Source organism: Gelidibacter mesophilus DSM 14095, from assembly GCF_000423005.1.
Lineage (GTDB): Bacteria > Bacteroidota > Bacteroidia > Flavobacteriales > Flavobacteriaceae > Gelidibacter > Gelidibacter mesophilus.
On the sequence record NZ_AUHD01000001.1, the window covers coordinates 520,750 to 544,087 of the forward strand.

The window sequence follows — 23,338 nt, forward strand, 5'->3', positions numbered from 1 at the left end:
ATCTGAAATATGATTATTGTCATGTATTATGAAAATCTAACGGGTTAGATTTGTTAAAGAAATCACAAACGAGCTTTAAAGTTTTCTTAAATAAAACGGGGCTCAAGGTTATTTAATTAAAACTTAAATCATGATAAAAATGAAAAAAACACTAACAATTTTTACAGTATTAGGAGTCCTGCTGTTTATGGGATGTGGTGATGGCGAAAAAAAGAACACTGATCCCTATGAGAAAAGTACTCCAACTGAGCAAACAAAAGTAGTATCCAGTGTGCCAGCTTCTCAACGGGTTGATTTGACCAACAAAGGTATTGGGCCAATTAAAAACGTGGAGCTTGGTGAAACCATTGATATGGAAATGGCAGCTAAAGGTGAGGAAGTCTATAAAATGAATTGTACGGCTTGTCATAAGGTGGACAAAAAATTCATTGGTCCAGCTCCAAAGGGTATTTTGGAAAGAAGAACTCCAGAATGGGTGATGAACATGATTTTAAACCCAGACGTAATGACCAAGGATGATCCTCTTGCCCATGATCTGTTGCTCGAGTTTAATGGGTCTCCAATGGCAAATCAGCAAATGTCTGAAGAGCAGGCAAGACAAATGTTGGAATATTTTAGAACACTTTAATAGATAAGTAGGTAACCAACCGGCCGGCCTGCGAAGCGAATAATGCATTGAAGGTCAAAAAGCTAAACTCAAATGAAAACAATCCTTAAACTGATCTTTGTTTCGTTAGTATTACTTGTGTTTGCAGCTTGTAAAAATGAAACAACCACTGAAAATGGAACCTCAGGAGAGCGTTCCTCCGCAAATGATGTCCAGTCTAAAAACCAAGGACAAGCATTTATTGAAGATGACGGGTCTCAACCCAACGTGTTACAAATAGCCCTCGGGTCACCGGACCACACCACATTGGTGGCCGCTGTGCAAGCAGCAGGTTTAGAGAATGCGCTGGTTAATGCCGGGCCTTTAATGGTTTTTGCTCCAACAAATGCCGCTTTTGAGGCTTTGCCAGCAGGCACTGTAGAAGATTTGCTGAAACCTGAGAACAAAGAAAAATTAGCTTACATATTAAAAAATCACGTCACACCAGGAAACTATTCAAAAGATTTTCTGAAAAAATTTAAAAAGGTGGGGCAGGCTAGCGGTGAAGATGCTGTTGTTGAAGTAAACGGAGATGATGTGTATGTGGGCGGTGCCAAAATTCTTGCAAGTGTTCCCGCCGGAAATGGGATTGTTCACGTGGTGGATCATATCATCTTTCCGGCAAATTAATTTTAAATCAATTTAATGTAAACAAATAAGACAATGAAAAAATCAATTAATATTTTATTTTTCTTAGCTATAGCTGCCGGTTTGGTAAGTTGTAATAATGGAAATGACCAAAGAGGTACCAAGGGCCAAGGTGGTCTTGCATCAAATGCTGCTGAAAGAGTGTATGTTGCTCCTGGTGAGCACGACGAATATTATGCATTTATGTCCGGAGGATTTAGTGGACAGTTGAGTGTTTATGGCCTGCCCTCCGGACGAATGCTCAAGGTGCTCCCAGTATTCTCGCAAAATCCAGAAAATGGATATGGGTATACTGAAGAAACCAAACCGATGTTGAACACGTCTTACGGGTTTGTACCATGGGATGACTCTCACCACCCTGATATTTCACAAACAAATGGTGAATTGGATGGCCGTTGGATTTTTATCAATGGAAACAACACCCCTCGAATTGCAAGAATTGGTTTGCAGAATTTCAAAACGGAAGAGATTATTGAAATCCCAAATAGTGCGGGTAACCATAGTTCTTCATTTATTACTGAAAATACGGAATATGTGGTTGCCGGAACGCGTTTCTCTGTGCCAATTCCACAAAAGGACATGCCTATAAATGAATATAAAGGGAATTTTAAAGGTTCTTTAACGTTTATTAGCGTTGATCAGGAAACAGGACGAATGGGAATTAAGTTCCAATTGATAATGCCTGGATTTAACTATGACCTGTCTCACCCCGGGCGTGATAAGAGTCATGGTTGGTTCTTCTTTACCACTTATAACACTGAAGAAGCACACTCCTTGTTAGAGGTTAATGCATCACAAAACGATAAGGATTTTATTGCGGCCATTAACTGGAAAGTCATTGAAGAATATGTGAACAACGGTGGTGGAAAAATGGTGCCTGCCAATTATGCACATAACGTTTTGGATGAACACACGCATACGGCAACGTCAACCATGTTGAAAGAAGTATTGACTGTAAACCCAATGGACGTTCCTGGAGCTGTTTATTTCTTGCCTACTCCAAAATCGCCGCACGGTTGTGATGTAGATCCATCAGGAGAGTATATTATTGGTAACGGTAAATTATCTGCCGACTTAACAGTGCACAGTTTTACCAAAATGCTTGATGCTATCGAAAACAAGAAATTTGATGGCGAAGCTTACGGAATTCCAATCTTAAAGTTTGAGGATATCCTTGCGGGCGTGGTTAAACAACCAGGTTTAGGGCCATTGCATACTGAATTTGATGGAAAAGGAAATGCTTATACCACCTTCTTTATCTCTTCTGAAGTTGTCAAATGGAAAGTTGGCACTTGGGAAGTTTTAGACCGTCAACCTGTATTTTACTCTGTAGGACACGGAATGATTCCAGGTGGAAACTCACGTAAACCGTTTGGTAAATACTTTGTAGCCTTAAACAAGATTACAAAAGATAGATACTTACCTACAGGACCAGAGTTGACCCAATCTGCACAATTGTTTGATATTAGCGGCGATAAAATGGAACTTCTTTTAGATTTCCCAACCATTGGTGAACCGCATTATGCGGCTGCTATTCCTGCGGAATTGATTGCCAAAAACTCTAGAAAGATCTTTAAACTTGCAGAAAACAAACATCCGTATGCTGCACTTAATGATTCAGAAACCAAAGTCGTGCGCGATGGAAATGAAGTTCACATATACATGAACATGATCCGAAGCCATTTCAGTCCGGACAATATTGAAGGTGTAAAAGTAGGTGATAAGGTGTACTTCCATATCACCAACTTAGAGCAAGACTTTGACGTTCCTCACGGTTTCGCAGTAATCGGTGCTAATAACGCTGAGATGCTTATTGTGCCAGGAGCGACTGAAACCTTAGTCTGGGAACCTAAACAAGTAGGTGTATGGCCCTTCTATTGTACAGATTTCTGTTCTGCACTTCATCAAGAAATGCAAGGTTATGTACGTGTAAGTCCAGCGGATTCAAATATCGAATTATCTTGGAGTTTAGGCGAAGATTAAGATTGCCAATAGTATAAGGTTAGGAAAGTTTTGTTTTAGTGTTTATTTTCCTAAATAAGGCGAGAGTTGAAGTATCGCTCTCGCCTTTCTATTCTTGCACAAGCAGCAATCTCTAAATTAATTTAAACAATGGATTGTCAAAATTGATTTTTGAGTGCTATGTACAGTCAATTTAGATCGACTGTTTTGAAATGAGTATTAACTAAAAAAATATTCCCGTTTGCACGGGAAACAATATTATGAAAAAAGCTGGTATTATAATGATAATAGGATCGCTTTTGTTATTAGGACTATTCAAGTTCCCCTTATGGAATATTATGCTCGGTGCACCACAGTACCCTGATCCACTTGGGATGGATATTTATATTCAAGGTATTGAGGGTGTAGAAGAATTTGACATTCAAAACATTGATGGTTTGAACCACTATATTGGAATGAAAACGATTCCGAAAGTTGAAGAAATGTGGGAATTTGAAGTGTTTCCTATGGTTATAGGAATTATGGTAGCTCTTGGAGTAATCATTGGCGTACTTGGTTTCTTTGGAAAATTAAGTTACAAATGGTTTCTTGGCTGGTTTGTACTCATGTCTATTCTTGGCATCTTGGGAATGTATGATTTTAACTTATGGCTCATAGAATACGGAACTGATCTCGATCCAAAGGCCATCATGAAACTTGAAAACTTGGATGGAACGCCCATGACCTATAAACCGCCATTAATAGGATATCAAAAAATGTTGAATTTTGATGTTGATTCTTGGCCTGGAGCGGGTGCCTATATGATATTTTTCGGCATGTTGCTTACCGTAGTTGCCTTCTTTGTAGGTAAAAGCGCTTCTAAAAAAGTGGCTTAATAAGGAATAAGCGTATAATTTTTAATAGAAAATTGATATTATAAATTTTCTTGAATACATCACGAATGATTAAAAATAAAAACCTATGAAGCAGTTTTTTTTCCTCGCTATTCTAAGCCTTTTCCTAGGGGCTTGCAATGTCGAACCGCAGCCTATAAATTATGGATCAGATGCTTGCCATTATTGTGATATGACCATTGTGGACAAGCAACATGCGTCACAATTGGTGACTTCAAAGGGGAAAGCTTATACATATGATGCCATTGAGTGCATGGTGCATTCACTACAGGATGAGTTTAAGGATACTGAAATGGCTTACTATTTGGTGGCTGACTTCAACGAACCTGGTGAATTAGTGAGTGCTGAAAAGGCCACGTATTTAGTGAGCGAATTGTTGCAAAGCCCTATGGGTGAAAACCTTTCAGCATTTTTAAAGGAAGAAGATGCAAAGAAAGCTCAAGAGAAATTTAAAGGGAGCATGTATTCATGGAAGGACATTCAGGAGCATCTCAAAATTATAAAATAAATGGCTTCAGCAATGTTTAAATGAAAAAAGCCTCACATATTTGCTGAGGTCTTTTTCCAAATTCCATAGTTTGCAATTCTTGAAACGTAATTAAATCACTCGAAAGAGGATGATTTCATATTGATTAATTTAATCTTCATTTTGAAAAATAAACACTACATATTCTTTTTTCTAACGGCACTATTATCCATGTCCAACGTTTGGTCAAAAACGATAACGGTCTGTTCAACCTGTACCGTGCAAACCATCCACGAAGCGCTACAGCAAGCTAGGGAAGGAGATACTATTTTCGTAAAAAAAGGAATCTACAAAGAAGCCAACTTAAAAATTGATAAAAGCATCACCTTAATAGGAGAAGGGCTTCCAACCATAGATGGTGAAGCTCAGGGAGAAATCATTACGGTAGGTGCTGATAACGTGACCATCGACGGCTTTAGGATTATCAACGTGGGCGTAAGCTATACCACTGATTATGCCGCGGTACGTGTTGTCAATAGTAATGGATTTGTTATTCAGAATTTAGAGCTGGAAAAACTGTTTTTTGGTATTTATCTTCAAAAATCCAATCATGGAAAGGTGTTAAACAATAAAGTTCAAGGTGAGGCTGTAACCGAATTTAACTCAGGGAATGCCGTTCATTTATGGTATTGTAAAAATGTGGAAGTCCGCGGCAATGATGTACGAAATGTGCGAGATGGCATCTATCTTGAATTCTCTGATGATATAACCATCACTGATAATTTTAGCAAGAACAACGTGCGTTACGGACTTCATTTTATGTTCAGTAATAATAATCAGGTGATTAATAATGTGTTTGAAACAAATGGTGCAGGAATCGCTTTAATGTTTTCAAAAGTGATGGAAGTAAGAAATAATGTCATTACAAAAAATTGGGGCACGGCGGCCTACGGATTGCTCTTGAAGGAAGTCAACGATGTCAATCTTATCAATAACAAGTTCATAGAAAACACGGTGGGAATAACGGTGGAAGGAAGTAACCGTTTGGTATATTCCAACAACGATTTTACAAGTAACGGCTATGCTATCAGAGTGAAAGGGGCGTGTTATGAAAATGAAATCATCAACAATAACTTTCTTTATAATTCTTTTGATATTTCCTACAATGGAAAAATCAATGACAATAAATTTGAAAGCAATTTTTGGAGTAACTACACGGGTTATGATCTGGATAAGGATGGCATCGGCGATGTTCCTTATCGTCCGGTAAAGCTTTTTTCATATATCGTGAACAGAACACCTGAAACCATCATTTTATTGAGAAGTCTATTCATAGACCTGATAGACTTTTCAGAAAAAGTCTCCCCAGTGTTTACTCCAGACGATTTGATGGATGAAAACCCAAGAATGAAACGCATAGACCATGATAGAAATAAAGGATTTATATAAGAAATTTGGAAAAAATGAGGTCTTAAGTGGTCTCAATTTAGAAATTGGAGATGGCGGTATCTTCGCTGTTCTAGGTCCCAACGGCTCTGGTAAAACAACACTCATCAAATGTTTGTTGGGCATGGTTATTCCAAATAAAGGAGCTATCTCTGTATTGGGGGAGAATATAAAAAATGGTTCTGATTACCGACATCAAATTGATTATTTACCACAAATAGCCAATTTCCCAAACAATCTAAAGGTTAAGGAATTAATTACCATGATTAAGGATCTACGTGGCAATGTCAACTTAGATAAAGAATTGATCAGTCTATTTAAATTAGACCCGTTTTTAGATAAGAAATTGGGGAATCTATCTGGAGGAACCAAACAGAAGGTCAACTTGGTGTTAACCTTTATGTTTGACAGTCCGCTGGTGATTTTGGACGAACCCACTTCAGGTCTGGATCCCATTTCCTTATTGCGTTTAAAGAAATTAATTCAAGCCGAAAAAGCGAAAGGAAAGACCATATTGATTACCTCACACATCATGAGTTTTGTGGAAGAGATTTCAGATGAAATTGTATTTCTTTTAGAAGGTAAAATTTACTTTAAAGGAACGATTACTGAGCTTAAAAACAAAACCAATCAACCGGATTTCGAACATGCCATCGCATCCATTTTAACTGACAATCATGCTTAAAATATTAAAATATAGTTTTTACGATCTCATGCGCAGCCGTTGGAGCTACGTCTATTTTGCATTTTACTTATTATTGGGTGTCGTGTTGTTATTTTTAAACAATGATCTTTCCAAAGCGGTCATCACCCTAATGAATGTGATTATTGTGCTGGTACCTTTGATAGGAACCATTTTTGGGGTCATGTACTATTATAATTCCAAAGAGTTTACAGAGCTTTTATTGGCCCAACCCTTAAAACGGTCGTCCATTTTCTTAGGACAATATTTGGGAGTGGCCATTTCATTGTCCATGAGCTTGATTTTAGGATTGGGCATTCCGTTTGTTTTTTATGGCTTGTTTATGTCCAATGCCATTTGGGATTTTTCCTTGTTGCTGATCACAGGCACTTTTTTGACCTTTATTTTTACCGCCTTGGCATTTAATATTGCGCTATCGAACGAAAATAGAATCAAAGGTTTTGGCTATGCTATTTTGCTATGGTTGTTTTTAGCCATTATTTATGATGGAATTTTCTTGATGTCTCTTATTATTTTTGAAGATTACCCTTTGGATAAATTGTCTTTAGTTGGCACCATGTTAAACCCAATCGATTTGTCCAGAACCTTAATCTTACTGAAACTGGATATCTCTGCCTTGTTGGGATATACCGGCGCGGTATTCAAACAGTTTTTCGGAACAAGTCTAGGACTAATTATCTCTTTTGCAGCATTGACTTTATGGGTGGTTTTACCAGTTTTGAGAATAACCATGAAGGCAAAGAAAAAGGATTTTTGAGCTTTGAAAAGGGTTATTTAATTGTGATAATTATCATGGCTAATCTACAATTGTATGCTTAAATTTGCTGTATGATAGCGACGCTTGTACATAAAATCACGGCCTTTATTTTGGTGTTTATATTATTTGCACATAATATCAATACACTTGTGATTATAGGCGATTTTTTGGCAAATCAGGCAGTCATCGCAAAAAACCTGTGTATTCAAAAGGACGATCAGCAAGGCTGTAATGGTAAATGTCAGTTGACCAAACAGATTGTAGAAAGTACACCAGATTCCAACACAGAGCTACCTGCACAAGAAACGAGACGCATGGCTTTGGATGCCTTTTGTTTGTTTCAAATAGAAGTAGCAGACTCACAACATCAAATCGTGGCGGTCAATAAGAAAATAATTTTTGAACAGCCTCAGGATATTATTCTTCAATATCACAATATTGATACCCCACCACCTAATTTTAGTTGATTTTTTCGTTATAAATTTCTCTTGCTCCTTTTCTGGCTTGTTTTAACATGCGGGCAGGGGAGCTCAGAACCAATTTTTAAACTTAATATTCAAAAAAATGAAACTAAAATATATCCTCCCAATATTATTTACAGCCCTATTTACAGTGTCATGTTCCTCGGATGACGATACAGATCCTATAATCAATGAAGTTGAAGGGCTTTTTAAAATTCAAGAATTAACCAATGACACACATACGGTTGAATTATTCAACACTGCAGGAGAATTTGAAACCGGTTATAATGAAATCAGCATCAGAATAAAGGATATTGTCACCAATGATTATGTTGAAAATGCTTCTATATCTTGGATGCCAATGATGCAAATGCCAACAATGCAGCACTCCTGTCCTAAATCTGTTATCTATAAGGGTGCTGGAAAGAAAACTGTTTACACGGGTTTTATCGTGTATCAAATGACGAACCCTGACGGTTCTGGATGGACCTTAAAAGTTGACTATACCATTGATGGTGTTGACTATTCCGCCATTTCGGATATTGTAGTCACGCAAAGTGAATATCAAAACGTTTCTAGCTTTATGGGTGCGGATGGTCAACGTTATATTGTTGCTATGGAAGGTCCAACGGACTTTAAAATAGGTAATAACAACTTAAAGATTGGTTTGTTTAAAATGGAAACCATGTTCTCGTTTCCTGTGGTTGAAGCGTACAAACTGACATTAGATCCACGCATGCCAGGTATGGGAAATCACAGTTCCCCAAATAATACTGACTTGACCTTTAATATGGCAGATAAAAGGTATGAAGGGAATTTATCGCTAACCATGACAGGCTATTGGGTACTCAATTTGAAATTATTTGATGCCAATGATGAGCTCTTGAAAGGTGAAAATGTCACTGAGGAGCATCCAAAAAGCTCCCTCTATTTGGAACTCGAATTTTAACCTCATTTAATTTAAAAAAATCAGTTCATTTCTGTCAGTTCCGATATGTTGTCGGAAGAGTGAAGTCGAGATCTATTTCAAATATAATTTTAAATAGCCACTTCACTCTATGTGACAGATATGGCGTTTTCATAACATCTATAACAATGAAAAAACTTATTATAGTGCTCATGGGTTTGCTTTTTAGCGGATTTTCTTTTGCCCAAGAAGAACGAAGTACCATGGAAAAGGATACCACCAAATTGGAAGAAATTACTTTGGTTGGGCGACGTAAATTAAGCAACTACCGTCAAGAAAAAACCTTGGCCAGTATTGACGATTATTTAGAGAAATCGAATAAAATTACCATGATCAAACGTGGGAGTTACGCTTGGGAACCGTCCATGAACAATATGAACAGTGAGCGTTTAAACGTCACTATTGATGGGATGCAAATTTTTGGGGCGTGTACTGATAAAATGGATCCTATTACCTCTTATGTTGATGTGTCCAATTTACAAAAGGTAAGTATTGGCTCAGGGCAATCAGGATCAGAGAACGGCCATACGATTGGTGGCGGGATTGATTTGCAATTGCCCAATTCCAAGTTTCATCAATCTGGCTTAAGAGCTAGTGTTGATTTGGGTTACGAAACCAATGGCAATTATAAAACAGGTGGATTGGATCTTGAATATTCTGGAAATAAGTTCTATTTCAATGCCGATGTAATTTTTCGTAAGTCAGATAATTATGATGCCGGAAAGAATAAGGAAGTGCTGTATTCACAATTTCAAAAATACAACATGTCGTTACGCAGTGGTTATAAATTGAACGATCGTAATACCTTAGATGCTACTGTTATTTATGATAAGGCTACAGATGTAGGATACCCAGCCCTGACGATGGATGTCTCATTGGCCGAAGCCCTGATCACAGCCGTAACCCATACCTATAAGAGTAATTCAGATTTTGTGGAATCCTTAGAGTCTAAACTCTATTTTAACACCATCACGCATGTTATGGATGATTCCAATCGTCCTGACGTTCCCATTCGGATGGACATGCCGGGTTGGAGTGATACCTATGGTTTTTACAGTAAAGCATCAATGAAAGGAAGTAAACACGACTTATCTTTAAATTTCAACGGGTTTTATAACCGCTCCTTGGCAGAAATGACCATGTATCCCAATGATCCCAATCAATCCGCTATGTTTATGTACACGTGGCCAGATATAAGAACGCTATATTCTGGTATCTATGCAAAGGATGACTACGCATTTAATGATCACACAACACTTTCAGCAGCCTTGAGAATTGGATTTCATCAAAACGAAATAGCGAAAGAGACAGGTTTGGAAAGCCTCCAAATTTTCTATCCAGAAATTGGATCTACAAAGAATAGATTGTTATCTAGTATTACAGCCAATTACCAGATTAAGAAGGAACATTATGACGCTTCTTTTAGTGGAGGATATGGGGAAAGGGCACCTTCAGTAAGTGAAGGCTACGGGTTTTTCCTGTTCAATAGTTTTGATAATTACGATTATATTGGCAATCCAACCTTAGCCAATGAAAAGGCTGTTGAAGTCAATTTTAAAGCCAATTACCATGAGCATAGTTTTCATTTAGGATTGGAAACCTCCTATTTTTATATCATGGATTATATTATAGGAAGCATTGATGAAAGCTTGAGCGCAATGACCATTGGTGCCGATGGTGTTAAGGTATATGATGCGCTTTCACATGCTCAAATATTTAATGTCTATTTAAATTCCTCCTATAAATTTTCAAACGCACTTTCTGTAAATGCCACCTTGGGTTATAATTACGGAAATGGTAGTAATAACGAAAACTTGCCATTCATAAAACCTATTTCATATGTGGCGGAATTGAACTATGCGCTACCTAAATTCAATGCAGCCCTACAATTGGAAGGGAATGGTAACCAAAGCCGTTATAGCAGCTTTTATGGGGAAGACGAAACTTCGGGCTATGGCATTTTAAATCTCAATCTCGGAAATGAGCTGACCTTGAACGCAAATAAGGTCGTCTTGAAATATGGAATAGAAAACATTTTGGATAAAAATTACTCTACTTATGCCGATTGGAACAATATTTCAAGACAGGGACGTAACTGTTATTTAAACCTTTCTTATGTCATTCATTAAATCACACCCAAAACTCATCGTCTAATTTGTCCACAAAGCCCTCTTCATGATGAACTTCTGCGATGTGGGCCATTTGCTCCTCGGTAGCGACTTTTTGTATTTCAGGAAATAAGGTGCGTTCCTCAAAACGGATGTGTTGCTCTAGTTCCTCTTCAATTTTATGTAATGATTTTTCTATGTCCTCCGTATCTGCAAACAGACGTTTTAGGCGTCGGTGTTCTGCTAAAGCACGTTTGACCAACTCATTGCTTCCATCCATAATAGAAAAGATATGGGTTTCTTCAAGCTCAAAATGAGGAATCAAGTGGTTTTTAAAAAACCAATCTGCGTAGATTTTGATGCGCTCTGCTTCAACGTTTTTACTGAAGCCACTTCTGATTTTCCAAGACAATAAAAGACCATGGTGATGTTCTCTACTAATGGGTTGGAGAGCTTTATGTCGTTTTAAGGGTTTCTGTGTCATAATTTCTAAGATTTATAATAAAAAACAAAATGCCCAAGGGCAAAAGAATGCTGCAAAAAAGCAGGATCAGGTAATAGTGAGGCAACATGCCTAAGTTTAAATAGTAATACACACCTTGGAGCAGGAGTAGAAATTCTGTGGATAAAATCCCCAATATAAAACTATAGACTCCTAAGGAAAGACTTTTTGTATTTTTAGTTTTTGGATATTTTTGTAATAAAAAAGCAAACAAAAATCCGCTGATGACACCTAACATCATAAGATGGATAAAACCAATGACAAAGTTACGGTATTGATAGGCCATGTCACCAACTTCAGGTAAAATTGAAGCCGCTTGTAGGACAATTTTCAAGAGAAATGAAAGGAGTGCTAAACCGTACATCCATTTGGTCAATTTTGAAATCCTCGACCAAAACTCAGTCCAATGAGGCTTTAGTAATTGTATAAAATAATAACCAGCTAACAGTTGCAATAAAATGCCCATTCCATTGATCCAAAGCAACAGCGGATGAAACGCGAACCAACTTATGATTAAAGACAATGTAAGAATTGTGGAAATCACAAGGGTATTAAAAAACCGGCTTCCTAGCATCCAATCATCAATAGGAAATTGATGCAGAAATAGAGCTAATACACCAAACATAAACCAACCGTTAAATTGGAAATGCAAGAAAAACTGAATCGAAATATTATAAAATGCCGAGGCGGATCCCAAAATACCAGCAGCAGGGCCAAGGCACCATACACCAATGGTGGATAGCACCATAAACACCAACGCAGCTTTAAGGAGCTTGCGGATAAGAGGGGAGGCGACTTGGTGATTTTTCCAGACCAACCTCACAAAATAATAACTACAAAAAATGTGTAGGGTTGAGAAGCTAATAGAGATTGCGGCATAGCCTATAAATGGAAAGCTCACCATCATACCGACAACCGCAATTTGCGTCACCCAGAACAACCGGGTATAAATGGGTTTTTTATCTGGAATGAAATAATGAACAATAAATAGATATAACATCAAATAGACCCAACCCAACATGGCAACATGAGAATGGGCATGGGTAAGGTATCTATAATTGATGGCAATTGGATCTACAAAAATATAGCGCAATGTCAACCCCATTAAGGCGGCTATCAAAAAATTGATGAGACATACACCAATAAGTTTTTTTTGCATTTAAACGGAATTTGGTAGAATAAAGTTACTCATAATTGATAAAAAGAACACTTCCTATCGTTTCTTATTTGTGTTACGTTTATCATTTCCCTCTAGAAGAGATAATCGCATCAGTAGGTTAAGTAACGAAAAGGAAGTGTAACTTCAACAATCAAAACCAAACATTAACTATTTAAGAGCTTTCTCAAGCTTTATTGCTTCAAGAAACAAGATGTTATTTTCTAAGTGGATGTGCAAGTGCAAGTCTTTTTCAAATTCGTCCAGCATTGCATAGGTTACTTTATAAGTATTACAGGCATCAGCTGGTGGTGTGTAGTTATTGGTTAGTGCAGCTATTTTTCTGAAACGATCGCCTTCAGCATCATGGTCATGTTTCATCATTTCAATAGGGCTTTCAACAGATCCAAATTGTGGTGATTCCACTGTAGTGCCTTCTGATTTTGCTTTAACCATACGTTTGATAAAAGGGAAGAGGATTAGTTCTTCTTTTTTCATATGTGATGCCATTTCTTTCGAACAGCCGATAAATAGTGCCGTAACTTCTAAAAGCTCCGGATGTCTCTGACCGTGTACTTTACAGAGTTTATCTAAAAACTGACGCAATACTGGTGATTTTTCTTCAACATAGCGGTGATGTTTCTTTTCGATATATTCTGCAAGTAGATCTAATGGCCATGATTTATAATCGATGGATTGTTGGTTATTTGAATTTTGGATATCTTCCAATTTAGCCAATAATTCATCAGAATCGATATTGTTTTTTGCGCATACCTCTTCAATTGTTCTATCACCTTTACAACAAAAATCAATCCCATAGTTTGAGAAAATAGCTGCTGTTCTGAAATCTTCAGCCACATATTGACCGATCTGTTTTTGTGAATCTTTATGTAATGTTTCCATAGATTTGTGCCCATCCTTATAACTTCGGATTTTTTTGGGTGTTTTTAATTAGACAATTATTAATTAGGACAAATTAGTCCTATTTGTTTTCAAATTTTTTTTTAGAGTTTTAAAAAGCTCACCCCAGATTTTATATCGAGTGCCAATTGTTCAAGATTGGTACTTTCCAGCATGTGCTTTAATTGATTTCTTATCCCTTTAAATTGATCGTGCACAGGACATGGATGGTTTTCATCACACACGTGCAACCCCAATCCACAGCCGTGATAAATGCTATCTCCATCAATGGCTTTTACAATTTGTGAGAGTTTAATGGTTGCGATATCACCTTTCTCAATCTCAAACCCACCATAAGCACCTTTAACTGATTTGATGATCTTATTTCGTACCAAATCCTGAAGGATTTTGGCGGTAAACGCTTCCGGCGAATCAATTTCTTTTGCAATTTCCTTAAGGCTGACACGGTTACCGTCATAAGAGCTCATCGCTATATAAATAGAGGCTTTAAGACCATACTCGCAAGCTTTAGAAAACATAGATTAACTTTTTTAAGTTAAACAAAGATAGTATTAATTTTAATTCGGACAAAATTATCCGTAATAAAAATCATAATTTATTTTGTGGTTTTTAATGACATTCAATATCGCCTTGAACTATTTCTGTAACAGGGGCAGGAGACAGGTAAGGAATGCCAAGACCTAAGCCGCGCAGGATAAATAAAAGGCCGATAATTACCACAAAAACAGGTATCGCTTTTTGAATACGCTGCTTCACTCGGGTATTTAGGAACTTTCCTAAGTAAATGGCCGAGGTCATCAGTGGAATAGTACCAATGCCAAAAAGTGCCATATACAGACTCCCCTTAAGCGCACTGTCCATCGCCAATGATGCGAATACGGCCATATAGACCAATCCGCATGGCAGAAATCCGTTAAGAAATCCGATGGTCAGAAACGTATCGGCAGTTTTTTTCTTTAAGGCTTTTCCCAAAGACGATTTCACTTTTGAAATGAGTTTATAAATCGGTTTTGAGAAATTATACTTGTTGAACGTTTTTGTTGGAATCAGTACCACTACAATCATCAAAATACCAATAAAAATTGATAATTGCTGTTGTAGGCCAAAAATGTAGAGACTCTTTCCAACCAATCCAAAAAAGGCTCCAATGATACTATAGGCTAATATCCTCCCGAAGTGATAGGTGAAAATCTGAAAAACTTTTCTAGTAGAATTTGAACGGTCAACGGGTAACATAAAGGCGATTGGTCCACACATGCCTACGCAGTGGAAACTTCCCAATAAACCGAATATGAGTGCAGACCATAGCATCTAATAGGTAATGTCTTTTTTATACACATAGGAATTTCCATTATATTCCCAATCCACTTTAATGTTCCATCGACCACCTAACAAACTTTTGTCAGGTATGAGCAAATTATGGTCAGACAATGAAATTGCACTTTCAATGTCCAATTGTTTATTAGATGGTCTGTATAGGAACACGTTGCCTGAAATTTTTGATGGCTCCATATCACTAGGAAAAATAATGATTAATCCGTCTGGACTACGTTTCCAGGTGATGTCCTCTTTTAAGGTTTGGGCATTTTTTTGTTTGTTAAGATCATTTTCAAACGCCAATTCTTGGGCATAATAATTTTCTGTAACCAAGTCATGCTCGTATTTTTTGTTGACGGTCATAGATATAACGAAATATAATATAAAGCTTATAAAGCCTATAAACGCTAATACTATGCCTGTACCCCAATTGAATTTCATAATCTATATGTGCCTGCAACGACAGGATTTTTTTTAACAATTATTATTAAGACCTATTATCCCCGCTTATCTGGGACCTCAACCTTTCTGGTCAGATCTGTTTATCTTTTTAACAGTCCTTTGGACAATCAATTTCCCGGTTTCGGGCTGCTGTCGCAATTGTGTCTTTTCAGTCCTACAAGGTTTTTAAAACCTTGCAGGAAAAATTGCCACATTTTCAATGTTTACTTCCTTTTTATGAGCTACTTATAACTCCGAGGCCCAAGGAAACTGACCGTTGTGGTTTCAATCAAATCATCTCCACTATACACCTCAATCATTAAACTATTCTTGTCTCCGCTCAATTCGCTTTGCGGAAGTTCTATAAACAATGTCCCTTCGGCAAGACCTTGAGCAGGAACATAAAATGTTTTTTCTGATGCAACCAGTTTAATTTCACCAATGTTTTTTCGTAATTTAAAACTGATATCCTCAATATCCCTTGTTGTTTTATTGATCAATTTATAGGTAAACACGTTACTGATAATATTGTTGTCTTTATGTTCATAAAGTTGACCTGGCAGTCTTAAAACGGTGGCATCAATATCATTTCTCAAAAAGAGCATCCCAACTAAAACTCCCGTTAGAATAAGAAGTACAGCGCTATAACCTTTCAGGCGTGGCGTGAACTCAAATTTCTTTTTCTTTTCAATATTTTCTTCACTGGCATAACGAATCAATCCTTTTGGTAAATTGATGCTTTCCATGATATGGTCGCACTCATCAATACATGCCGTACAGTTGACGCATTCCAATTGGGTTCCATTTCTAATATCAATACCAGTAGGACAAACATTGACGCATTGAAAACAATCAATACAGTCTCCAAACCCTAAAGCTTCTCTGTCTTCGTTTTTTCTAAATTTCTTTCGGCCATTTTCGCTTTCACCACGTTTATGGTCATAGGCTACTACAATCGATTTATTATCCAGCAACACGCCTTGAAGCCTGCCGTATGGACATGCAATAATACAAACCTGTTCTCTAAACCAAGCGAAGACAAAGTAAAACACCCCAGTAAAAATCAAGAGGGAGATGAGTGTGCTTAAATGGTCTTTAGGACCATCTAAAATGTATTGTATCACTTTATCAGAACCAATCAGATAGGCTAAAAACACATTGGCAATAATGAAAGAAATTACCAAAAACAAAAACCATTTTAAGCTCTTTTTTTTAATTTTTTCAGCATTCCATTCCTGCCTTTCAAGCCGCATTTGGGCGCCTCTGTCGCCTTCAATCCAATATTCAATACGTCTAAATACCATTTCCATGAAAATGGTTTGTGGACAAATCCATCCGCAGAAAATCCGTCCGAAAGCTACTGTAAACAACGCGATGAAAATTACCCCAATGAGCATTGAGATCACAAAAAGATGAAAATCTTGAGGCCAAAATGGAAACCCAAAAATATTAAAACGACGTTCCAGAATGTTGAACATCAAGAATTGATTGCCATTTATTTTAATAAATGGGGCTGACAGAAAGAATGCCAATAGTGCATAACTAACCCATTTGCGATAGTCGTAATATCTACCACTTGGTTTTTTAGGAAAAACCCACTTGCGGTTACCTTCTTCAGTTAGGGTGCCTATAGAATCTCTAAAGCTTTCGTTTTCCGGTGTTTCCACAATAATTGTTTTTTATTTGTCCTAAAGCTAAGCTCGAATCTTTATTTTAAAATTCGAGCTTTTGATATTTGCCACTTTACAACACTCATCGCTGAGGTTGTATTATTTGCAATAACCACTATGGGATCGTTTATTCTGAAGCAGTTTCATCCACCCAAACCTCACCTTCTGGTTCTTTTGGTTGCGCGGGGGTGGTGCCTTCAAAAGTCATTATATAACTTGATACTTGTGCCATTTCAATGGGTTTCAACATAGATTTCCAAGCAATCATTCCTTTTCCACTACGTCCACCTTCACTCACTGTATGAAAGATGTTTTTGATGCCACCACCTAAAATCCAATACTCATCCGTAAGATTAGGTCCAATTCCACCGCCACCGTCAGGCATATGGCAGGCCACACAATTAAGGTCGTAAATAGCTTTTCCATTCGCCAAATCGGCAGGATCAGTTAAAACGGTTACCGATTCAAAATCGACGATGTCCTTAGCTGTTTTCTTATATTCTTCTAATTCTACTTTAGCAAGTTCCAGGGTTGACTGAAGCTCTTCATATTGATTTTCGCCATTGAAAATGTGAAAACGAACCAAATAAACAGCAGCAAATACGATGGAGGCGTAAAACCCATAACGCCACCATGGTGGAAGGTCATTGTCTAATTCTCTAATCCCATCATACTCATGGTCAAGAATAATTTCACCTTCTTTTTCAATGGGTTTGGAGCCTAACATCTTTTTATAGATCTTTTTGACCCAGTCCACAATATTTGGAGCAGATGCCTTAGTCGTTAAATATCTTGCTTTAGCAGCGTCATCCAGACTTTGAAACATGACATTCTCCAACGCAGCAATAATGGCTTCAATTGCAAGAATAAGCACCAATACCAGCACCAAGAATAATACAATCATGGGATTGTTCATAAATGCGGGCTCGTGTGGCGTTCCCACAAAGAGTTCTATAATACCCCATATAAAAAAGAATATCAAAGGCACCCTGACGTATGATGGAATTAAGTTTCTCATAATGTTGCTTCGTTTTGGTTGTCTAAAGGAATCTCGCTCATTTTATTGATATACTCTTTTTTTGCGGTAAAGACCCACCAAAAAAGCGCAACGAAAAAAATGAAAAATATAAGTAAGGATATGATTGGGTATATTTCAATACCTGAAATGCTATCCATATGGTTTTTAATATATTTCAACATAATGGTTAGTTTTGTGTTGTTTCTAAATCTTTTACTTTAATATCGGTACCAAGACGCTGTAAATAAGCAATAATTGCTACTATTTCTCGATCACGCATCTCAACAAATTCAGGACCACTACTATTTTTGTCCGCTTCATAAGACTCTGCAAAGTCAGGATCACCATAAAGATTTTGTTCAATCTGTGTTCCTTGATCCGTCATACTTTGCTGTGCATTTGCAACGTCTTCGTCTGTATATGGCACACCCAACGTCATCATTGTTCTCAATTTTGACTCAGTGTTGGATTTATCCAACTTATTTTGAATCATCCATTTGTAACCAGGCATGATGGATCCTGATGAAGTACTTTGAGGATCGTACATATGATTGAAATGCCAGCTATCAGAGTATTTGCCACCAATTCTATGCAAATCAGGACCTGTTCTCTTACTTCCCCATAGGAATGGATGGTCATAAACATACTCACCAGCCTTCGAGAATTCGCCATAGCGTTCTACTTCATCTCTAAACGGTCTAATCATTTGAGAGTGACATCCCACGCAACCTTCCCTAATATAAAGGTCTCTACCTTCTAGCTCAAGAGGTGTGTATGGTTTAACACTCGTGATGGTCGGGATATTCGATTCTATCATAATGGTTGGTACAATTTGTACAATTCCACCAATAAGGATCGCTACAGTTGCGCCAATGGTCAATTGAATTGGTCTACGCTCCAACCAGCTGTGCCAGTGCTCACCAGCTACCATTCCTTTTGACACACGTTGTAGTGCAGGAGCTTCTGCCAACTCATCTGTAACTTCGCTACCTTTTCTAACGGTTTGAATCACGTTGTAAACCATGACTAGCGTTCCGGTTAGGAATAGGGTACCACCAATGGCACGCATCCAGTACATTGGCATAATTTCAGTAACGGTTTCTAAGAAATTACCATAAACTAAAGTCCCATCCGGATTAAATTGTTTCCACATACTGGCTTGAGTGAATCCAGCTACATATAGTGGTAGAGCATACATGATGATCCCTAAAGTTCCAATCCAGAAATGTAAATTGGCCAATCCAACAGAGTAGAGCTTGCTTTTGGTAAGTCTTGGAATTAACCAATAAACCATTCCAAAGGCCAAGAATCCGTTCCATGCCAAGGCGCCAACGTGCACGTGGGCAATGATCCAGTCAGTATAATGCGCAATGGCGTTTACGTTTTTTAAAGACAACATTGGGCCTTCAAACGTAGCCATCCCGTAACCCGTAATGGCGACCACCATGAATTTTAAAACAGGGTCAGTTCTTACCTTATCCCATGCCCCACGAAGTGTTAAAAGTCCGTTAATCATTCCACCCCAAGATGGCATCAATAACATAACAGAGAACGCGACACCTAAATTTTGCGCCCATTCCGGCAATGCAGTATAGAGCAGGTGATGTGGTCCTGCCCATATATATATGAAAATTAATGACCAGAAATGGACTATGGAAAGTCTGTAGGAATATACAGGTCTATTGGCCGCTTTTGGTACAAAATAATACATGAGACCTAAGAATGGCGTGGTCAAGAAAAATGCAACGGCATTATGACCGTACCACCATTGTACCAACGCATCCTGAACCCCAGCGTAAACAGAATAACTTTTGAAGGCACTTACCGGCAATTCTAAACTATTAAAGATGTGAAGTACTGCAACCGTTACAAACGTGGCAATATAAAACCAAATAGCTACGTATAAATGGCGTTGTCTTCTTTTTAAAATGGTTCCAATAAGGTTCCATCCAAAAGCAACCCAAACTACGGCAATAGCGATATCTATTGGCCATTCTAACTCAGCATATTCCTTTGAGGTTGAAAAACCTAAAGGAAGTGTGATTGCCGCCGCAAGAATAATGGCTTGCCATCCCCAAAAATTGAAGTTACTCAAAGCGTCACTAAACATCCTTGCCTTTAGTAAACGCTGCGATGAATAATACACCCCTGCAAAAATAGCATTACCCACAAATGCAAAAATCACGGCATTTGTATGTAATGGTCTTAACCTTCCAAAACTCAACCACGATACGCCATCGGTAAGGTTAGGGAACAGAAATAGAAAAGCTAATAAAAGGCCTACTACCATGCCAATAACACCCCAGAACATCGTGGCGTAAAGGAATTTTTTGACGATTTTATTATCGTAATAAAATTGTTGCATTTCCATAGAAAATAAATTAATCTTGATTAGTTAGTTTTGATTGTTTTGGTTTTTCTTTAATTAATTCGTCTTCAAAAAGCATACGCACAGAAGGCGTATAGCTATCATCATATTGCCCATTCTTTACAGCCCAAATAAAGGCAGCAAAAAAGATGACCGCTACTATAATGCTTAAACTCAGTAATATATAAATAACACTCATAGCAGATTGAAGTTATGGTTCAAAATTACGTTTGATGACATTCTTATTTTATGATATTTATCATGTTTTGCTTTATTTCCGCTTTCTAAAATACCCTTTTTATTATCAATTTTAGAATGCTTTTTTTCAAATCTATGTAATTTTTGTTAAAATTCATTTTGAATTTCATAATAAATCAATAATGGAAGAGGGCAGGTATAGAAATCGGGTTTAAATATAAAGTTGTATTATCTCAATTTGCGAGATGCCCAATTGGTGGCTATCGTCGTAAATGCGACCACACTAATTGAACTTAAAGGCATCAGTATGGCTGCGATTACAGGCTCTAAGTGTCCTGTAACGGCAAAAGAAACCCCTATGACATTATACATAAGCGAGAGCACAAAACTCCATTTTACAATTTTGATGGCCGATTTTGACAACTTCATAAAATCACTTAAATTATTAAGTTTATCTGCATCTAAAATCGCATCACAGGCAGGAGAGAAGACATTAACATTTTCTGACAATGCAATCCCCACATTACTTTGTGCCAATGCACCAGCATCATTCAAGCCATCACCAATCATTAATACTTTTGCGCCTTCACTTTGATGGTATTTAATGTATTCCAGTTTATCGTCGGGCTTTTGATTGAAAAGCAACTTGGTTCGTGCAGGTAGTAATTTTTTCAGATTTTCAAGTTCACCTTCATTATCTCCGGAAAGAATGGCTAAATCATACTGTATTTTTAGCTTATTGAATAATTGCGACAAGCCTTTCCTGTAACTATTGTAAAAGGTGTATTTTCCTTTATAGGTGTTGTTACTACTGATATGAACGGAAGTGTTTAAGACTGCAAGATCATTGGTTTTTCCGACAAAATTCGCCGATCCAATTTTAATGCTGTCATGTTGGTGTACCCCTTCAATCCCTTGGCCTAAATGCTCTTCAAATTCGTCTAGTGTAATGATATCATTTTCATCCAAAAGCTCATAGAGCGTTCTGCTCAACGGATGGTTGGAACCTCTTAAAGTGTTTTTGAGCAAAATTGCTTCCGAAGGAGAAAGTGAAGCACCTTCATAAGTGGCCGTGCTTTTTTTATTGGAAGTAATGGTTCCGGTCTTATCAAAGATAATTGTGTTTATGGCTGCCAATTGCTCAATAACCGTTGCGTTTTTTAGATAGAATTTATGTCGACCAAATATCCTGAGCATATTGCCAAGAGTAAACGGTGCCGCCAACGCAATGGCACAGGGACAAGCAATGATCAATACCGAGGTAAAGACATTTAGAGCCTTGCTAGGGTCCGCAAACAACCAAAAGGTTGTCGAGATAAAGGCAATGCTCAATACAATTATTGTAAACCTTTTGCTGATGAGGTTTGTTAAGGTTGTAAAACCATCTTCCTTTACCTTATTGAACACATCATTGCTCCATAATTGGGTTAAATAGCTCTGCTCAACACTCTTCAAGGCTTCCATTTCAATGCTTCCCGAGGTTTGTTTGCCACCCGCAAAAAGTTTATCTCCTGAATTTTTGCTTACGGCATCTGATTCTCCAGAAACAAAACTATAGTCAATTTTTGCTTTTCCTTTGATAAGAATGCCATCTACTGGAATCAATTCTTCATTCCTAATGAGCAATCGATCACCTTTTTTAATATCATAAACCTGAATGGGCTGCTCTTCACCATTTTTAGCGACTTTGGTAATGGCAATTGGAAAATAGGACTTATAATCGCGCTCAAAAGATAAAAAGGAATAGGTTTTTTGCTGGAAGAATTTACCTAATAATAAAAAAAATAGCAACCCGGTTAAACTATCAAAAAACCCAGAGCCATAATCAAATATAATATCAACCGTACTTCTTAGAAATAGGACAATAATCCCCAAGGCAATGGGAACATCAATATTTAGAATCTTAGCGCGTAAACCTTTATAAGCTGAAATGAAATAATCCTGAGATGAATAAAACACAACAGGTAATGAAAAGGCGAACATCAACCATCTGAAAAAATGTTTGTATTGATCGAGCCAAAATTCGCCAACTTCAAAATATTCAGGAAAGGAGAGGAACATTACGTTCCCAAACGCAAACCCTGCAATCCCGAGTTTATAAATCAAAGAGCGGTTAACATGGTTTTTTCCTGTTGAAAAATCCTCAAGACTGATATAGGGTTCATAGCCAATGGAACTTAATAGGATTACGGCTTCCTTTAAGCTATAGTTTTGGGAATTGAATTGCAGGCGCACGGTTTTTTTGCCAAAATCGACTTGCGATAATGAAATGTTGTGATTTAACTTGTTTAGGTTTTCAAGAATCCAAATACAAGAACTGCAATGAATTTGCGGGATATAAAGGGTTGCAATTTGCGATGTGCCATCGTCAAACTCAACCAGCTTTTCTATGATGTTGGGTTGGGTAAGAAAATCATATTTGCCCTGAATATCTTTGGGAGTCGTGCCTGGTGCTGCTTGCATGTCATAATAGCACGTCAGATCGTTATCTGAGAAAATTTCATACACCGTCTTGCAGCCTTGACAACAAAATGATTTGTCGTCAAAAAATATTACGGATGAACCTGATGGATCACCGCAATGGAAACAAGTTGAAGACTCCATAATAATGCTCATTTATATCTGGCGCAAAGGTCGGAAATCATTGCCAGTTAAACTATGATTTTTGTCATGTTTTACGTAGTTTTGAC

At 37.5% G+C, this 23,338-nt stretch carries 23 protein-coding genes; 11 read left to right on the plus strand and 12 right to left on the minus strand.

Going from position 1 to position 23,338, the window contains the following annotated elements; all coding sequences use genetic code 11:
- Positions 1-139 precede the first annotated feature (139 nt).
- From G525_RS0102465 to G525_RS0102515, 11 genes are all read left to right on the plus strand, one after another.
- The gene (locus tag G525_RS0102465; protein WP_027124737.1) at positions 140-628 is read left to right on the plus strand and encodes a c-type cytochrome; all 489 of its coding nucleotides are present in this window, start codon (positions 140-142) and stop codon (positions 626-628) included.
- Between the two features lie 72 nt (positions 629-700).
- A complete protein-coding gene (locus tag G525_RS0102470; RefSeq protein WP_027124738.1) occupies positions 701-1,276 on the plus strand; it encodes a fasciclin domain-containing protein in 576 nt (191 codons plus the stop codon).
- A 33-nt stretch (positions 1,277-1,309) separates the two neighbouring features.
- Positions 1,310-3,277, plus strand: coding sequence for a Sec-dependent nitrous-oxide reductase (gene nosZ, locus G525_RS0102475; RefSeq protein ID WP_027124739.1), 1,968 nt, complete (start codon positions 1,310-1,312; stop codon positions 3,275-3,277).
- A 239-nt stretch (positions 3,278-3,516) separates the two neighbouring features.
- Complete coding sequence (locus tag G525_RS0102480) at positions 3,517-4,131, plus strand: hypothetical protein (protein WP_027124740.1); 615 nt, start codon at positions 3,517-3,519, stop codon at positions 4,129-4,131.
- A gap of 85 nt (positions 4,132-4,216) precedes the next feature.
- Positions 4,217-4,657 carry a nitrous oxide reductase accessory protein NosL gene (locus G525_RS0102485; protein ID WP_027124741.1) on the plus strand — a complete coding sequence of 147 codons (441 nt, stop codon included), beginning with the start codon at positions 4,217-4,219 and terminating at the stop codon, positions 4,655-4,657.
- Between the two features lie 189 nt (positions 4,658-4,846).
- Entirely contained in the window at positions 4,847-6,064 is a 1,218-nt protein-coding gene (locus G525_RS0102490) for a nitrous oxide reductase family maturation protein NosD (RefSeq protein WP_035478779.1), read from the plus strand.
- The gene (locus tag G525_RS0102495; protein WP_027124743.1) at positions 6,039-6,746 is read left to right on the plus strand and encodes an ABC transporter ATP-binding protein; all 708 of its coding nucleotides are present in this window, start codon (positions 6,039-6,041) and stop codon (positions 6,744-6,746) included. The genes G525_RS0102490 and G525_RS0102495 overlap by 26 nt, the downstream gene beginning before the upstream one ends.
- Positions 6,739-7,521, plus strand: coding sequence for an ABC transporter permease (locus tag G525_RS0102500; RefSeq protein WP_027124744.1), 783 nt, complete (start codon positions 6,739-6,741; stop codon positions 7,519-7,521). Before G525_RS0102495 ends, G525_RS0102500 begins: the two co-directional genes overlap by 8 nt.
- A 71-nt stretch (positions 7,522-7,592) precedes the next feature.
- Positions 7,593-7,988 carry a hypothetical protein gene (locus G525_RS0102505; RefSeq protein WP_027124745.1) on the plus strand — a complete coding sequence of 132 codons (396 nt, stop codon included), beginning with the start codon at positions 7,593-7,595 and terminating at the stop codon, positions 7,986-7,988.
- Between the two features lie 97 nt (positions 7,989-8,085).
- Entirely contained in the window at positions 8,086-8,931 is an 846-nt protein-coding gene (locus tag G525_RS0102510) for a hypothetical protein (RefSeq protein ID WP_027124746.1), read from the plus strand.
- 146 nt (positions 8,932-9,077) lie between these two features.
- Positions 9,078-11,078: a TonB-dependent receptor plug domain-containing protein gene (locus tag G525_RS0102515; protein ID WP_027124747.1), complete on the plus strand. Its 2,001-nt coding sequence runs from the start codon at positions 9,078-9,080 to the stop codon at positions 11,076-11,078.
- 1 nt (position 11,079) lies between these two features.
- Here the strand turns inward: G525_RS0102515 and G525_RS0102520 are convergent, their stop codons facing one another.
- The 12 genes from G525_RS0102520 to G525_RS0102575 all read right to left on the minus strand — a co-directional run bounded on the left by G525_RS0102520 (position 11,080) and on the right by G525_RS0102575 (position 23,252).
- Positions 11,080-11,541, minus strand: a complete 462-nt coding sequence (locus tag G525_RS0102520; RefSeq protein ID WP_027124748.1) for a hypothetical protein — start codon at positions 11,539-11,541, stop codon at positions 11,080-11,082.
- Positions 11,513-12,718, minus strand: coding sequence for a hypothetical protein (locus G525_RS0102525; RefSeq protein ID WP_027124749.1), 1,206 nt, complete (start codon positions 12,716-12,718; stop codon positions 11,513-11,515). The genes G525_RS0102520 and G525_RS0102525 overlap by 29 nt, the downstream gene beginning before the upstream one ends.
- A gap of 168 nt (positions 12,719-12,886) precedes the next feature.
- A complete protein-coding gene (ric, locus tag G525_RS0102530) occupies positions 12,887-13,618 on the minus strand; it encodes an iron-sulfur cluster repair di-iron protein (RefSeq protein ID WP_027124750.1) in 732 nt (243 codons plus the stop codon).
- Positions 13,619-13,719: 101 nt separating this feature from the next.
- Positions 13,720-14,154, minus strand: coding sequence for an RrF2 family transcriptional regulator (locus G525_RS0102535; RefSeq protein ID WP_027124751.1), 435 nt, complete (start codon positions 14,152-14,154; stop codon positions 13,720-13,722).
- A gap of 91 nt (positions 14,155-14,245) precedes the next feature.
- Positions 14,246-14,947: a sulfite exporter TauE/SafE family protein gene (locus G525_RS0102540; RefSeq protein WP_027124752.1), complete on the minus strand. Its 702-nt coding sequence runs from the start codon at positions 14,945-14,947 to the stop codon at positions 14,246-14,248.
- Positions 14,948-15,394 (minus strand): FixH family protein, encoded by a 447-nt coding sequence (locus G525_RS0102545; protein WP_027124753.1) that lies wholly within the window; start codon positions 15,392-15,394, stop codon positions 14,948-14,950.
- 242 nt (positions 15,395-15,636) lie between these two features.
- The gene (gene ccoG, locus G525_RS0102550) at positions 15,637-17,061 is read right to left on the minus strand and encodes a cytochrome c oxidase accessory protein CcoG (protein ID WP_027124754.1); all 1,425 of its coding nucleotides are present in this window, start codon (positions 17,059-17,061) and stop codon (positions 15,637-15,639) included.
- A gap of 130 nt (positions 17,062-17,191) precedes the next feature.
- The gene (locus G525_RS0102555) at positions 17,192-18,082 is read right to left on the minus strand and encodes a cbb3-type cytochrome c oxidase N-terminal domain-containing protein (protein ID WP_027124755.1); all 891 of its coding nucleotides are present in this window, start codon (positions 18,080-18,082) and stop codon (positions 17,192-17,194) included.
- Positions 18,079-18,264 (minus strand): cytochrome c oxidase subunit IV, encoded by a 186-nt coding sequence (locus G525_RS22610; RefSeq protein ID WP_027124756.1) that lies wholly within the window; start codon positions 18,262-18,264, stop codon positions 18,079-18,081. The genes G525_RS0102555 and G525_RS22610 overlap by 4 nt, the downstream gene beginning before the upstream one ends.
- Before the next feature lie 5 nt (positions 18,265-18,269).
- Positions 18,270-20,453, minus strand: coding sequence for a cytochrome-c oxidase, cbb3-type subunit I (gene ccoN, locus G525_RS0102565; protein ID WP_027124757.1), 2,184 nt, complete (start codon positions 20,451-20,453; stop codon positions 18,270-18,272).
- A 10-nt stretch (positions 20,454-20,463) separates the two neighbouring features.
- Entirely contained in the window at positions 20,464-20,649 is a 186-nt protein-coding gene (gene ccoS / locus G525_RS0102570; RefSeq protein WP_027124758.1) for a cbb3-type cytochrome oxidase assembly protein CcoS, read from the minus strand.
- Positions 20,650-20,876: 227 nt separating this feature from the next.
- Positions 20,877-23,252, minus strand: a complete 2,376-nt coding sequence (locus G525_RS0102575; RefSeq protein ID WP_027124759.1) for a heavy metal translocating P-type ATPase — start codon at positions 23,250-23,252, stop codon at positions 20,877-20,879.
- Positions 23,253-23,338: the final 86 nt, after the last annotated feature.